The organism is Chitinophaga sp. W3I9 (genome assembly GCF_050434025.1).
GTDB lineage: Bacteria > Bacteroidota > Bacteroidia > Chitinophagales > Chitinophagaceae > Chitinophaga.
Map to the genome: position 1 here is coordinate 6,731,612 of NZ_JBNPWC010000001.1, position 15,993 is coordinate 6,747,604.

Annotated in this window: 11 protein-coding genes; 8 read left to right on the forward strand and 3 right to left on the reverse strand. The window is 48.5% G+C overall.

From position 1 onward, the window contains the following. Positions 1-354 precede the first annotated feature (354 nt). From QFZ51_RS27270 to QFZ51_RS27295, 6 genes are all read left to right on the forward strand, one after another. Positions 355-3,717 (forward strand): SusC/RagA family TonB-linked outer membrane protein, encoded by a 3,363-nt coding sequence (locus QFZ51_RS27270; RefSeq protein WP_429050583.1) that lies wholly within the window; start codon positions 355-357, stop codon positions 3,715-3,717. Positions 3,718-3,734: 17 nt separating this feature from the next. Further along, on the forward strand, positions 3,735-5,162 hold the full coding sequence (locus tag QFZ51_RS27275; protein WP_429050584.1) for a RagB/SusD family nutrient uptake outer membrane protein: 1,428 nt from the start codon (positions 3,735-3,737) through the stop codon (positions 5,160-5,162). 33 nt (positions 5,163-5,195) lie between these two features. Next, the gene (locus tag QFZ51_RS27280; protein WP_429050585.1) at positions 5,196-6,083 is read left to right on the forward strand and encodes a substrate import-associated zinc metallohydrolase lipoprotein; all 888 of its coding nucleotides are present in this window, start codon (positions 5,196-5,198) and stop codon (positions 6,081-6,083) included. A gap of 26 nt (positions 6,084-6,109) precedes the next feature. Continuing rightward, complete coding sequence (locus tag QFZ51_RS27285; protein ID WP_370908157.1) at positions 6,110-7,507, forward strand: DUF4302 domain-containing protein; 1,398 nt, start codon at positions 6,110-6,112, stop codon at positions 7,505-7,507. A gap of 23 nt (positions 7,508-7,530) precedes the next feature. Next, a complete protein-coding gene (locus QFZ51_RS27290) occupies positions 7,531-7,932 on the forward strand; it encodes a hypothetical protein (RefSeq protein WP_429050586.1) in 402 nt (133 codons plus the stop codon). A 421-nt stretch (positions 7,933-8,353) separates the two neighbouring features. Next, the gene (locus QFZ51_RS27295) at positions 8,354-10,972 is read left to right on the forward strand and encodes a putative LPS assembly protein LptD (RefSeq protein ID WP_429050587.1); all 2,619 of its coding nucleotides are present in this window, start codon (positions 8,354-8,356) and stop codon (positions 10,970-10,972) included. Positions 10,973-11,152: 180 nt separating this feature from the next. On the opposite strand, the gene QFZ51_RS27300 is transcribed toward QFZ51_RS27295, so the two are convergent. Then, positions 11,153-12,640 carry a PLP-dependent aminotransferase family protein gene (locus QFZ51_RS27300; protein WP_429050588.1) on the reverse strand — a complete coding sequence of 496 codons (1,488 nt, stop codon included), beginning with the start codon at positions 12,638-12,640 and terminating at the stop codon, positions 11,153-11,155. 90 nt (positions 12,641-12,730) lie between these two features. On the opposite strand from QFZ51_RS27300, the gene QFZ51_RS27305 reads away from it, so the two are divergent. Then, a complete protein-coding gene (locus QFZ51_RS27305) occupies positions 12,731-13,168 on the forward strand; it encodes a carboxymuconolactone decarboxylase family protein (RefSeq protein WP_370908161.1) in 438 nt (145 codons plus the stop codon). Positions 13,169-13,188: 20 nt separating this feature from the next. Continuing rightward, the gene (locus QFZ51_RS27310) at positions 13,189-13,620 is read left to right on the forward strand and encodes a GNAT family N-acetyltransferase (protein ID WP_429050589.1); all 432 of its coding nucleotides are present in this window, start codon (positions 13,189-13,191) and stop codon (positions 13,618-13,620) included. Positions 13,621-13,670: 50 nt separating this feature from the next. Here the strand turns inward: QFZ51_RS27310 and QFZ51_RS27315 are convergent, their stop codons facing one another. Together QFZ51_RS27315 and aspD are read right to left on the reverse strand one after the other, a co-directional pair. After that, positions 13,671-14,237 (reverse strand): YceI family protein, encoded by a 567-nt coding sequence (locus tag QFZ51_RS27315; protein WP_429050590.1) that lies wholly within the window; start codon positions 14,235-14,237, stop codon positions 13,671-13,673. Between the two features lie 104 nt (positions 14,238-14,341). Continuing rightward, the gene (aspD, locus tag QFZ51_RS27320) at positions 14,342-15,985 is read right to left on the reverse strand and encodes an aspartate 4-decarboxylase (protein WP_429050591.1); all 1,644 of its coding nucleotides are present in this window, start codon (positions 15,983-15,985) and stop codon (positions 14,342-14,344) included. Positions 15,986-15,993: the final 8 nt, after the last annotated feature.

The following is a 15,993-nucleotide window of genomic DNA, read 5'->3' on the forward strand; positions in this document are numbered from 1 at the left end:
TCATAAGAAGGGGCAAAATACAGCAAAAATCGTTTACGGCAAAATGCGCAACCGTTGCCGGGACGAAATTAACCGTTCCTGTTTTTTTGCTCCTGATGGTATAATAATTTTAGTTAAATTAGCCTTATACACTATGATAAAGTACTGAAGAAGATAAGATACCCGGTAAGTTTTTGCTTTATTTATCAAGTCGGAGCCATCATCAATACTGCCGGGAAGCGATAGTGATATCAACCAGAATGTAATATTAAACCCTTATTGCCTCATATGCATTCAACCAAAAGATGTAGAAAGCTGGGTGCGTTTCCCTACCCTACATTGCCCGGATTATATTCAATTAAATCGCTGTTAACTATGAAGCTACTGTCCCTTTTTCTGCTCGCGCTTTCTTTGCAGGCAAGCGCCAGGGATTCCCTGGAAAAACTCCCTCCCGGCGTACTGCGGCAAACCGTCAAAGCTGCGGCACCTGTGCACGGCATTATCCGCAACAACAAAGGAGAACCATTACCTGGCGCCTCGGTAAAAGTAAAAGGCACTACGAGGGGCGCTATTACCAACACCGCAGGTGCATTTGACCTCGAAGTACCGGATGGCGCCACGCTCGTGATATCTGCCGTGGGCTATAAAACCCGCGAAGTAAGAGCCACCAACAACCTGATAATTTCCCTCGAAGAAGATGTAACAGAACTGGGAGGCGTAGTAGTAACCGGTTTCCAGAATATCGACCGTAAGAAATTTGCCGGCGCTGCCGTTACCCTCAAAGGGGATAATGTGAAAATAGACGGCGTACAGGACGTAAGCCGTATGCTGGAGGGCCGTGCTGCCGGGGTAAGCGTGCAAAACGTTTCCGGTACATTCGGTTCTGCGCCTAAAGTGCGTATCCGCGGCGCTACTTCTATCTCCGGTGAAAACAAGCCACTGTGGGTGGTGGACGGCGTGGTACTGGAAGATATCGTAAACGTTTCCAACGAACAGCTCACCAGCGGTAATATCAATACGCTCCTGGGGTCTGCCGTAGCCGGATTGAATGCTAACGATATTGAAACGTTCGATATCCTGAAAGATGCGGCGGCTACCGCGCTCTATGGCGCCCGCGCCATGAACGGCGTAATCGTTATCACCACCAAAAAAGGTAAGGCAGGCAGGGCGGCAGTGGCGTATACCGGCAACTTCGGCGTACAACTGAAACCCTCCTACGAAAACTACGATATCATGAACTCCGCCGACCAGATGTCGGTATATGCTGAACTGGAACGTAAACAACTGCTCCAGTATTCAGAACAGATCAACGAACGTACGTCGGGCATCTACGGAAAACTGGGGCGCCTGCTCCAATATCCCGATGGCAGCGATAAATTTTCGGTACTGAACACCCCGGAAGCACGGCAGCAATGGCTCATGCAATATGCCAACGCAAACACCGACTGGTTCGATATCCTGTTCCGTAATTCCCTCACCCAGGAACACTCACTGAGCCTGTCCACCGGCAACGAAAAATCACAACTGTATCTTTCCACCAGCTTCTATAACGACGCCGGATGGACCATTGCAGATAATGTGAAGCGATATACGGTGAATATGCGCGCCAACTATACACCTAATAATAAGCTAAGCTACGGCCTCCAGATCAACGGTAACGTACGCCAGCAACGCGCACCAGGCACAGAAGACCGCGTATCTGACAAAGTACAGGGCACCTATACCAGGGACTTCGATATCAATCCTTTCTCCTACGCACTCAGCACCAGCAGGGCACTCAGGGCGTACGATGAAAACGGTCAGCTCGAATACTTTACGCGAAACTTTGCCCCCTTCAACATCATTGAAGAAACCAGGAATAATTTTACAGACCTTAACGTCATCGATTTCAGATTACAGGGTAACCTGAATTATAAATTCAGTCCCCACTTTAATTATGATTTTACCGGCGCCATCCGTTATGCACGGACAAGTGCGGAGCATAAATCAAATGAAAACTCCAATGAAGCCAATTCCTACCGCGCCAATGGCAACAGCATCATCAATCAGCGGAATCCATTTCTCTACAAAAACCCCGACTTCCCCAACGACCCGGCTGTAGTAGTACTGCCCTACGGAGGATTTTACCGGAGAAATGATGTGGAACTGAAAAACTATACCTTCCGTAACCAGTTCAACTATAACCAGTCGTTCAACGACGATGAACACCAGGTATCCGCACTGGTTGGCCAGGAAGTAAAATATGCCGACCGCCAGACGTCCAACAACGTAGGCGTGGGTTATCAATACAACAGCGGCGGAACACCGTTTGTAGATTATCTCTTCATCAAAAAAATGACAGAGAAAAACCAAACCTACTATGGTGTGAGCAACGACTTCGACCGGTTCATCGCCTTTTACGCCAATGCCAGTTATACCTATAAAAGTAAATACACCCTGCAGGCCACCGTCCGTGAAGATGGTTCCAACAGGCTTGGCAGCTCTCCCAGTGCACGCTGGCTGCCTACCTGGACCGTTGCCGGTAACTGGAATGTGGACCAGGAAGCATTCCTTAAAAACTCTTCCGCGGTCAGTCACCTGATGCTCAAAGCCAGCTATGGCCTGAACGCCAGCACCGGCGCCGCTACCAATACCACCGCTATCCTGCGGTCGTTTGTTACCGCCCGGCCATATCTCGTAGATCAGCAAACCGCTATCCTCATACAGGCGCTCGAAAACTCGGATCTTACCTGGGAGAAAAAATATGAACTGGACCTCGGAGCGGATATGGGATTTTTTGATGAAAGACTCGGACTTACCTTCGACTACTACCGGAGAAAAAGTTTTGACCTGATCGGTCTTATTAAAACTTCCGGCGTAGGCGGACAGGTAAATCAATTCGCCAACTATGCCGATATGAAATCACATGGCGTGGATGTAGCCCTTACCGGCAAAATCATCGCGCAAAAAAATGTAGGCCTTACGAGTACGTTCATCTTCAGTTATAATAATACCCTTATCACCAATGCCAGAAACAACCCGGTCATCTTCGACCTGGTAGGTGAAGGTGGCGGCGCACTGGAAGGCTACCCTGTACGTGGACTGTTCTCCCTGCAAAACGCAGGACTGGACCCATACACCGGCGTGGCACGCTTTATCAACGACACCGGCACGGTATCGTCCGGCGTGTACCTGCAAAGCCATAATGTGAAATACCTGAAGTACGAAGGCCCCGCCGATCCGACCATTACCGGCGGCTGGAGCAACACCTTCCGGTATAAGGATTTCTCCCTCAGCGCACTCATTACTTACCAGGCAGGAAATAAGATCAGGCTTACACCGGTATACACTACCGATTACACCGATTTTAACTCGCTGCCAAATGAATTTAAAGGAAGATGGAGTTTACCCGGAGATGAGAAGAAAACAAATATCCCCTCCGTGGCAGACATCTATACACAAACAGATCTGCTGTCAAATACAGCCTATCCGTATAACAACTATAATTTTTCCAGCGACCGCATAGCAGATGGTGGATTTGTAAGATTAAAATCAGTGACCCTCAGTTACCAGATCCCCGCGCCATTGCTGGCCCGCATAGGATTAAAAGGCGGATCACTCACGGCTACAGGAAACAACTTATGGCTTATCTACGCCGACGAACGCCTGCATGGGCAGGACCCGGAATTTTATAATACCGGCGGGGTAGCAATGCCTGTCAACAAACAGGTAACCGTTTCACTGAAAGTAAGCCTCTAATCCAAAAAGTATTCATTATGAAAAAACTACTGATCTATATAGGCTTATTTGCCGCCGTACTAACATTACCCGGCTGTAAGAAGTACCTCGAAACACTGCCCGATAACAGGACGGTGATCACCTCACCGGAGCAGGTAACCCAGCTGCTCACGACCGCCTATCCGCATGCGAGTTACATGTTGTTTTGTGAAGCGCTGAGCGATAATGTGGAAGACAAAGGCAACACCGGCGTAGGTATTGATCCGCAAACTTTCCAGATCAATACGCAAACTTTTAAATACCAGGATGCAGATGATATTTCTGCCGATGGCCCCATTGCCTACTGGGATTCCTGCTATGCCGCTATTGCGGTGGCTAACCAGGCATTGTCTTACTGCAACGGTCCGGACTCAGCGAATTATTCCGCGCAAAAAGGAGAAGCCCTGGTATGCAGGGCCTATGCACACTTTATGCTGGTAACCCTGTTTGCCAAAGCATATAACCCGGCTACTGCCGCCAACGATCCGGGTGTGCCCTACATGACCACCATCAGCACCTCCGTTTTCAATAAATACGACAGGAGCAATGTAGCGGCGGTATACCAGAAAATTGAAAGTGATCTCACCACTGGTTTACCCCTGCTGAAAGATGAGCTGTATGCCAATGCGCCTAAATACCATTTCACGCGCCAGGCTGCAAATGCTTTCGCCGCAAGGTTTTATCTATTCAAAAGGGATTATGCCAAAGTGGTTGCACATGCCACCGCTGTTTTTGGCAGCGTCAACCCGGCTAACCTGATCCGTGACCAGGATGCATTCTATGGCATGTCGTACGATGACATGGTGGTATACTACAACCACGCATCCAATCCTGCTAATATTTTACTGCAGGAAGCGCCCGGCACAAAATATCCTGATAACTACTACAGCTACCGCTATGGCATAGGTACCGAAATTAACCAGGAATATTTCCTGTCGGACAATGTGACCGGCGGCAACCTGGCGATGTCTATATATGGCTCCGGCCCGCAGTATTTTAACTTCCCGAAATTTAAGTCGGATGTTACTGTGATGTCGCTCCTCAGCATGGATGAAGTACTGCTGAACAGGATTGAAGCGAATATCCGCTTAAAGAATTACACCGCCGCTGTTACGGATATGAATACCTGGGTGAGCAAAAATATTTCTGGCTACAGTCCATCCCGGCACAACGTCACCATCGCAAAAATGATGTCGTTCTATGGCCTGCCTCAGGACGCATCCATGATTGAAACTACACTCTATATGAAAAGGGTTACTTACATGCAGGAAGGTCTACGCTGGTTCGATATCCTCCGGCTTGATATCCCGGTAGTACATACCGGTTCGCCTAATTTTAACACGACACTGGCGCCCGGCGATAAACGAAGATTGTTACAGCTGCCGCCGGAAGCAGTTAACGACGGTATGGCATTGAACCCGAGATAATTCATCTGTTGTAAACCTTTTAAAATGAAACCAATGAAACTACAGATAATCACCGGCATCTTCCTGCTACTACTAATGGGAAGCGCCTGTAAGAAAGAGAAGGTGAGCCTCACCACTCCCCCGGTTGGACTCGGCGGCGACTCTACCGCCAACACACCGGAAGATATTTTTATACATGATAGCCTCACGGTACCTTATAACATCGCCGTTTACTATAAATGGCTGCCCGGCCAGCTGGACTTTCCTTACGAAATTGTACCACCCAAGGCAGAGAAAATGATCCCGGCATTAAAAGCTTTGCTGGCCGTTACTTTCAGACCTTACAACGAACAAACCGGCAGCAACGTTTTCCTGAGAAGATACCTGCCGAAAACATTTAAAGTAGCAGGGTCCGCACAATACCTGAGCAACGGTTCCATCATTCTCGGCCAGGCGGAAGGCGGCACTTCCATGGTGCTGTTCGAGTTTAATAACTTCACGGCCCAGGCAAAAGACTCCAATACGCTGAAACGGATGGGACATACCATGCACCACGAGTTTGGACACATCCTGAATCAGAATATCGTGGTTCCTCCTTCATTTAAACAGATCACACCACGATACACCGGCAACTGGTATAATATCGCCGATCAGGAAGCGCGGATGGACGGATTTATTACCGCTTATGCAGAGTCGGACCCCAACGAAGACTTCGTGGAAATGGTCGCTTCCCTGCTGATAGGCGCCGACAATGGCAACGATGGGTATGATGACTATGAGAAAATACTGGCCGATCAGACAGATGGTCCGGGAACACCCGGGTATGAGGCCATCAAAGCAAAAGAAGCAGCGGTAGTGGATTATTTCGCCCGGTCGTGGTCCATCGACTTTTACGCCCTGCAACGCAAATGCCGCAGAGCACTGGCCGCCTATTATCAATAATTGTTGATCACCCTGAATTATTATTTATGAAAAAGATATGGATATATTATTTCCTCGGCCTGGCAGTGATGCTCTCTGCGTGCGACAGGAAATCTGACCTTAATATTGACGGGATACCAACAGATGTAAGGATAGCACAGGCCCTGGCCACCTATCAGCAAAAACTTACAGACGCTCCCTATGGATGGGTGGTTACCCAATTCACCAACGGTACCTCCACCAATGGCGGCGTTACCCGCAACGGGCCTAAAGCGGTATTCTCCTACTATATGAAATTCGACAAAAACAGCCAGGTATCGATGTTGTCGGATTTTAACATGGGAGCTGCCACCGTTTTTAACAATACCGGCTACCGCATCAAAGCTAACCAGCGTCCTACGCTGATCTTTGATACCTACAGCTATGTTCATCTGCCCTGCGATCCGGATGCCGCTATATCTAACAGTCCCTTTGGATCAGGGTTCGGATGGGGAACCGATTTTGAATTTGCTTTTGCAGATAACGTTGCCGCAGCGGAACTGGGCGACACCATCCGTTTGAAAGGTAACCTGAATCAGGCGGAAGCGGTGATGGTAAAAGCCACACAAGCCGAGCAAACCTTGTTTAATACCAATGGATTCGGTTCTTACAGCACCTTCAATAAAATCCTCGAATATTTCAAGCGGGTGAATGCCGGTGGCGTTGTCTTCGAAATAACTCCCGGTGTTGGCGGCAGATCATTTGATATTAAAACAGCCGGCAGTCAAAACATTACCAATGTGGGCTGCCAGTTTGCACCGCACAGCATCATACTGCAGGAACCCGTTACCATCGGCGGACTCACGGTCAAATCCCTCGACAACCTCGTCTGGAACCCTGGTACGCGTACTATCAGCGCGAGCGTCAACGGTACGCCGGCTACCATTTCGCCGGCACTGGCGCCCATATCGCCGGAACCAGGCGTTGCACTGGCTTTCTACAACGAAGGCCTCGATAACCCCTGGCTCACCGTTCCGGGCTTCCATATCAGCGGAGTGGATGATGCTTACAATATCCGGGGACTAACCTTTCCCGGCCGTACCTATTACCGGTATGTATACTACCCCGGCCTGGTAGACGCAGGTGGTGGCGATTTCTATGATGTGTTGTCGCCCTTCTTCGTAGGAGCCACCAACGGTTATCCTTACCTGTTTGCAGGCGGAGTGGCATACCCCTATTTACAGAGCGGCGGCCGCCTCACTTTCGAAATGCTCGACGGCGGCGATCCGATCGTGAATCCGCCAAGCATTATCGCTACCAACAATGTTTTTAATACTGGGAAAACAGCACCCCCTTATTTCGCTAACTCCGCAGGTTTTTACATTGTTCGTAAAGCAGATGGAACTACCATGGATATGGTAACTGCCGGCGATGCCCTGGGATGGATAACATGGAACCACCAGTAATTTTATTATTTAAATTTTATCAGATGAAAAAGATATTCTTCATAGCTGTTATAACTCTACTGGGCGGCAAATTAGCGCAGGCCCAACAGAGTAACCTGTCGCCGGTGAACCAGGTAAAACAAGGCTATAATCAAACAAGGGCCAATACCGATTATAGCATGATCTACCTGAAAAACATTTCAGTAACCGATACACAAAAACCACAGGTAAATAAAATAATCCTGAACTACCTCGACGCCAAAAGAACATTGGCGCTGGCAAACAAACAAGACCTCAGCGTTTACAGGCAGCAGCAGCCCGCCCTGTTCAACGACTTTAAAACAAAACTTGCCACAGTGCTGAGCAGCCAGCAAATGTCTGCGTTCCTGGCGTCAAAGCCACCACTGGACGACAAGAAAAATTTATTACGAGGATTATTTTATTAGGGTGATCGCAGCGGATTTTGTCTTGGCTCAGGATTACGCTGATTTTACTGATTACCCGGATTTTTACTTTTGATTTTATAAAGGATTAAGGGAGATAGAAGCGGATATTCGCTTTTATCTCCCTTATTTATCTTAATCAAATAAAATCCAAAAGTAAAAATCAAACTAATCAGTATAATCAGCGTAATCAGTGAGAAAGACAAAATCCGCGCAATCCTTTACAAAATAAAATGTTAAAGTATCAACCCCTTCCACTTTCCACCAACAGCTTCCAAAATGTCTCTCACAGCCATCCCGGCTGATCTGCATTCCCTTTTGCTTAAATGTTCCCCGTCACTATCCTTTTTGTAACCAGTTACACGAAGCAAACGTAACCATTCCGGTACTATTTTCGCTCCACGGATGCCATCCAATTGCATACATGAAAATACTTTGCCAGCTACTTTCGGTTTTACTGATTGCCCTTATTCTTATTGCCGCAGGCGTACCTCATACGGCCCTCATTGTTTCACCGGATGCATTGGACAGCCTCCCTGCCGATACTTTGCCCATTGCCTCACCCGATAGCATGGATGCCCCTATCCATTACAAGGCGAAAGACTCTATCGTAATGCAGATACCCAAAAAACGTATACTCCTGTACGGTAGCGGCGATACCAAATATAAAGAAACCAACATCACCGCGGAGCGTATCAGCTTCGACCAGGAAAACGGGATGGTGGAAGCCACCAAAATGACCGATACCGCCGGCAAAGCCATTGGCCGCCCCGTAATGACAGACAACGGCCAGAGCTTCGAATCTGATACCATGCAGTTTAATATTACCTCCCGGAAAGCAAAAATTTATAATACCAGGTCGGTATACGGAGAAGGATTTATCACCAGCCAGCAATCCAAACGGATGCCGGACAATACCATCTTCGGTTTTAAAAATACTTTTACCACCTGCGATCTCGATACCCCACACTTCCAATTCCGCGCCCGCAAAATAAAAGTGATCCCCGATAAGCTGGTGATCTCCGGCCCGGCTAACCTGGAAATTGAAGGCATTCCCACACCGTTGTATATACCCTTCGCCATTTTCCCCATCACCCACGGTCAGCGCTCCGGGATACTGCCGCCGCAGTACGTGGTGAACCAGCAAAAGGGAATTGGCCTGGAAAACGGCGGGTACTATCTCGGCCTGGGCGACAACTTCGACCTCACCACGCGCATAGACCTCTACTCGTACGGCAGCTGGGGCATCAAAGCCAGTCCCACTTACCGGAAACGCTATAAATACAACGGCGGCTTTAACTTCGACTTTGCCAACACCCGCTTCGGCGATCCGGAAGTGAAATCAGAGTTCAGTACCTCCAAAGATTTCCGGGTCACCTGGAACCATAGCATGGACAGCAAAGCACGTCCCGGTGTAAACTTCGGTGCTGCCGTGAACTTTGGCACCTCTTCCTATAACAAGTACAACGTGTATGATTACAACACACGTGTAAATAATAACATCGGGTCGTCTATCACGTTCTCCAAAACCTGGCAGGGGAAGCCCTACAACCTCACCATGGGGTTGAACCACTCGCAGAACCTGAGCACCCGTGATGTGTCTATCTCCTTCCCGGACGCCACTTTCACGGTGAACACGATCTATCCTTTCCAGCCAAAGGAAATGGTGGGCGCACCAAAGTGGTACGAAAAGATCGGGATCTCCTATAATACTATCCTGCGCAACCAGGCTAACTTCAAGGATTCCCTGTTTGGTAAACAAGCCATGTTTGACGCCATGCAAACCGGCATGCAGCACAGTATCCCGATCTCATTCTCTATCCCGGTGTTTAAAAAAACCTTTACGTTATCACCAGGGATTAACTATACAGAATACTGGTATACCAAGAAATTCGTCCGCAAATGGGATCCCAATAAAAAGAACCCTGGATCGGATACCGCGGGTGGCGCTATCGATACCACCTACATTCCCGGATTTTACAGTGCCCGCGACATCAGCGCCAGCATGTCACTGTCTACTGCCATGTACGGTATGTACACCTTTAACAAAAACTCGAAGATCAAAGCCATCCGCCATGTGATGCGGCCCACCATGAGTGTGAGCTACCGCCCGGACCTTTCCAGTCAATATTACCATGAGCTGCAATACAACAAGGAAGGCGATAAACAAATGGTATCCGACTTCGACGGAGCCATCATCGGGGTACCTTCCCCTGGTGCTTTTGGAGGTATTAACTTCGGGCTGGATAATAACCTGGAGATGAAAGTATTCTCTAAAAAAGATACCACCGGGCACCATGAAAAGAAAATAAAACTACTGGATGGTTTTGGCATCAACGGCAGCTACAACCTGGTGGCCGACTCCTTTAAGTTGTCGACTTTCAGCTTATACGCCCGTACCAACCTGTTCGATAAACTGAACATCTCCGCCAGCGGCAATCTCGACCCCTACCAGGTAGATGCCCGCGGCCGCCGCATCGATAAATACGTGTGGCAGCAGGGAAAAATCAGCCTGGGTCGTTTAACCAACGCCAGCATTTCCATGAGCACCTCCTTCCAATCGAAAGATAAAAAGGGCGCCGCCAAAGAACAAACAATGGATTCCCTCCAAAACGTCCAGGGTGGCGACGCCGCCTTTGCCGCGCAACAACGCCAGCTGGCGCAAATACGCAACAATCCCGGTGAATACGTGGACTTCGATATCCCCTGGCGCATAGATCTTTCTTATAGCCTATCGTATACCAACACCATCATCCCCGACTCCGGCGGCGTAGTAAAACGTATCACGCAATATGTAAGTTTTAACGGCGACTTCAGTCTCACGCCCAAATGGAAGATTGGCCTGAACAGCGGCTTCGATTTTACCAACATGGAAATCGCCTACACCAACATGTATATCTCGCGGGATCTGCACGACTTCAATCTCTCCATCAACCTCATTCCCTTCGGTACCTACCGGCAGTTCAGCTTTACGATCAGCGCCAAAGCCAGCCTGCTGAAAGATCTCCGGCTTAACCGCACCAGGCAGTTCTTCGACCAGTAAGCGAATTTTGTCTTTCTCGCTGATTACGCTGATTTTACTGATTAATTTGATTTTAACTTTTTTGATTTTATAAAGGATTAAGGGAGATATAAGCGGAAATATTCGCTTATATCTTCCATTATTATAAATCTAGAAATCAGAAAAAAAATCCAAAAGATAAAATCAAATTAATCAGTAAAATCAGCGTAATCCTGAGCCAAGACAAAATTCGCACACCTCTTCGAGCACCCCCACCACCGCAGCAATTTCTTTATTGTTGAGGGAAGCGAAGCCGAAGCGTAGTGCATTCTGCGATGCAGCGCCATAGTGGTATTGCCCGCCGCTTGTCATGTGCAGGCCGAGTTCCCCTGCCTTTGCAGCGATTTTTTTGAGCGGGTATTTTTTGGAGAAGCGCAACCAGATAGCCATTCCGCCGGAAGGAACCGTAAACTTTACTGCGTCGCCCAGTTTGGTGCTCAGTAAATGACAAAGCAGGTCCCGCCTTTCTTTATAAATTTTATTTGATTTTTTAAGATGCCGCTCTATGGTACCATCCGCAAGCAGGTTGGCTAATGCCTGCTCAGAAAGATTATCCCCGCGCAGGTCCATCAGCCGACGCAGGTTGGCAGCGGCTTCAATGAAATCCGCAGGAGCAATCATAAACCCGATTCGGATTGATAGTCCCAGCGATTTGGTAAACGACCCGATGTAAATGACGTTACCTCCATGATCTGCACTGGCTAGCGGTAAAATGGGCGCCGAGCTGTAGTGGAAATCATAGTCGTAATCGTCTTCTATCACAGGCAGTTTGTATTTCCGGATCACAGCCAGCAGCTTCATTCGCCGCGCTGCGCTCAGCGTAACCGTGGTAGGATGGTGATGATGCGTAACCAGGTACAGCATCTTTATTTTCCGCTTGCCGCAAAGTTGTTCAATCATATCCACATCAATACCTTCTTCATCTACCGGCACCCGCAGCAGCTTTGCGCCGAGCTGTTCGAAACAGAGGTCTGCAAAAAAATAGTTCGGACTACCAACAATTACCAGGTCATCTTTTTTAATGAGCAACGCGGCAGCCAGGTAGATAGCCATTTGCGCACCACGGGTAATCATGATGTGCGGCATACTGATGTTTAATCCGCGTGTATCAGAAAGGTACTCCAGCATCTGCTTCCGCAGCGATTCCAGCCCGGTAGCGCCACCATACATCAGCAGCTTGGCATACCGGGGACTTTCAATCACCGAGCGGCATTCCTTTACCCAGTCGGCCAGCGGCGCCAACCGCGCATCCGGAAAACCATCGTTGATGATCAGCGTACCGGCAGCCGGCGGCACACCTGCCAATGTGATGGTAGGAACCTCGTGAAATGGAAAGGCTGCTGCATCCTCATAGGGAGAGGCAGCGTCCCGGTAGGTCCTGGGCTTCATCACCGGCAAATTGGCCGCCACCATCACACCCTTGCGCGGCATTGCCACCAGCCAATCCTGGCTCACCAGCTCATCATAAGCCGCAATCACCGTTTTCCGGTGCACCTCCAGCTGCAACGCCAATACCCGGCTGCCCGGCAGGAACAGCCCGGGTTTCAGTATCCCTTCCTGGATAAGCCCGATGAGCCGGTTGGCAATTTGCTGGTACACCGGCAATTTCAGCGTTTTATCTGTTTGTATGAGCGTTTTAAATGGCAGCATCTGGACTACTTAACAATTACAAAGTGGACTACTAAGATACTCCAGTTGATGGTAAATTTGTGGATCATTTTTAATACAAAACAATTGACGATGACAACCAGATTTTTGATGAACGAAACGGAACCAGGCGCCTACGCCGCTATGCTCGGACTGGAAAAATATCTCGCTACTACCGGCATTGCCCCGCTCCATCATGAGCTGATAAGAATACGTGCCTCTCAGATTAATGGCTGCGCCTTTTGTGTAAATAAACATAGCAAGGATGCGCTTAATTTAGGTGAAACCACGCAGCGGTTGCTGCTGCTCCCCGTATGGCGTGAATCACCGCAATTCACCGAAGAAGAAAGGATTATCCTGGCTATGACGGAAGAAATTACGCTCATCAGCGAAAAAGGTCTTACTGATGAAACCTATGAAAAAGCGCTGGCCGCATTTGGCCTGAATGGTACTGCCCAGCTGATCATGGCGGTGAATATTATTAACGCGTGGGACCGTATCGGGATTACCACCCGGCGCATTCCTCAATAAGCCCATTTAAACCAAGCGATATGGTGTCTGTAAAAACTGCCCGCAGTGAAGCCGACCTGCAGGCCTGCAGTGAAGTCATTCTTTTTCTCCGTCCCTTCCTGGAACGGGAACAGCTGTTACCCCAGCTGAAAGAAATGCAATCTGAAAAATATGAAATTGTGTATATCACGGCAGAAGAAGATCCTTCCAAAGTGGCGGCCTTTGCAGGCTTCCGTCATATGAACAAGCTATTTACCGGGAAAACAATTTATATAGATGATCTGGCCTGCCTTCCTGAATACCAGGGCCGGGGTTATGCTGCCCTGTTGCTGGATCATATAAAAGCGCTGGCGAAAAGTGAAGGATTGCGTTCTGTACAGCTGGACTCCGGACACGGGCTGTATCCTGCGCACCGGCTGTATCACCGGCAGGGATTCCGTATCTCCGCCCATCATTTTTCGCAACCGTTGTAATGGCTGCCGGTAACGATGATACCCGTGTACGGGCACACGGCGTATCACCGTTACTGTTTTTTTGCCTGTACGTTCAGCGTTACTGTGAGCTTATCATCGATGGCATTATCCGGCCCCACCTGGAAGTCCTTCCGGTTAATAGTAAACTTACCGGTCAGTTGCACCGCTTCCGCAGATACTACTGCTGTAAACGGAAAGGTGATGGTCCGAGTAATTCCCTTGATGGTAAGCGCTGCAGTGAGCTGGTACGTAGAGGGCTTGTCTGTAGCTGCAATGGCGGAAGAAACGATCTTCATCACCGGGTATTTTGCCGCATTAAAATATTTCTCCTCCAGCAGGTCCCTGTCGCGCTTACCAATACCGGTGCTGATGGTATTTACATCCACGGTAGCGTTTATTGATGACGACTTCAGATCACGCGGATCAAAACGGATACTCCCTTTTAATCCTTTGAAATAGCCATTCACCGTAGACGTAAAAACCAGGTGATTGATAATGGTAAACTGTACTTTGGAACCAGCGTCTGTGGGAACATAATGCTGCGCGTGTGCAGATACACTGCAAAATGCCAGGAGGCATAACAGCCATATACGCCATGCGTTTTTGGGTGCTTTCATACCTGCTAAGTTGGCCAATTCCCCGCTTATTACCAAATCATAAAAAAAACAGCAGGCAGCCCTTGCAATGCCACCTGCCGTACATCTATCATTATGAAAAAAAGCTACTTTTTACCGGTTTCTTCTTTATATGCGCTCACATATTCGTGCATAATTTCAGTGAGGCTCTCTCCTATCAATGTATAAGCATCGGTAGGTAAATTGGCCAGTGATACCCTTACCGACCATTCGGGGCCCGCAAAACCGCCGCCATTCAGTAATACGATCGCTGTTTTTTCTGCCAGCCGGAAAAGAATGTCGGTGGGCTGCATTTTTTTCTGCAACCATTTCAGGAAATCATCTCCATAAATTTTCGATGCCCAGGATGCAATATCTATTTCAGAATAATAACCGGTATTAAGCGGATCTTCCAGCTGCTGTTGTTCCAGCTTATCCCACAATAGCTTCAGCCGTTTATGCACCAGCGTTTGCGCTACCTGTTTATAATTGTTTTCTTTGTCGAGCAACGCAAACAGGCTGAATAAAGTCATTTGCGTTTGCTGCGGCAACGACAATCCCGCCGTATGGTTCAGCGCCACCTGGCGGCTGTCGGCCACCATGCGGTCAATGAACTTCATTTTTTCCGGGTGCAATGTAGTGGTACTATACCGCTTTGCCAGATCTTTTTTTGCAGTAGCCGGTAAAGCGGCGATCTGTTCATCAAAGATATTATCTTCATGAATAGCGATCACGCCTAAACGCCAGCCGGTACAACCAAAATATTTGGAGAAGGAGTATACGCAAATGGTGTTGTAGGGAATTTTTGCCAGCAACGACTGGAACCCGTTCACAAACGTGCCATATACATCATCCGTTACAATCATCAAACGGGGGTTATCTTTCTTTACAATCTTTGACAGCTTATCCAGCGCATCAGGCGCCAGCGCCCTTGATGGCGGATTGCTGGGGTTTACGCAAAACAATACTTTGATGCCGGGATCCTTTAATTTTTCCAGTTCTTCATCCGGGTACTGCCAGGTATGCCGGCCTTCTTTGGTTTCGCCCTTTGCATTGATATACACCACTTCAAACTGGTACCGGTCCAGTTCCGGTATTTCCAGGTAAGGCGTAAAAACAGGCACCATCAATGCAATCTTTGATCCCTGTTTCAGCAGTTTATTCTGCATCAGTGAATCGAAAATATAACACATCGCCGCGGTGCCGCCTTCTACGGCAAACAGGTCGAATTTGCCTTTCTGCTTTTCCCCCCCGCACATCTCCTGAACAATATAATCATGCACAATTGGTTCCATGTGCGCCAGCATGCGGCCGGGCACCGGGTATTCATTGCCGATCACGCTTTCCGCCAGTTCAAATACAAAGGCATCGTCGTTAAACTGGTGTACGTTTTGTCCGTATAAATAGGCCTGTTGCAGCAGCGCTGCGCCAGGCGCATTTTTATGCAGGGCCAGAAAACTCTTGAAACGATCGGCAATACCGCTTTTCTCCGGCACACCGGTAAATCCATGCTCTTCGGGCATATTACGACGGCATTCTGCAATACCGAATTGCCCCAGCAGGAAGAAGGCTTCCCGTGGTGTGGCGGCCGTCCAGTTGGGATTACCACGCCCTGCATTCAGCATTACTTCAATACTTTTTTGTGCGGTGTTCTGTGCCAGTGAAATCAGCGTGTCCTTCAGTTCAAAAGGGCTTAATTTCTGCAAGGCACGTTGTTCTGCAACGGTAGTTTTGATATAAGACAGTCCCATAAAATGAT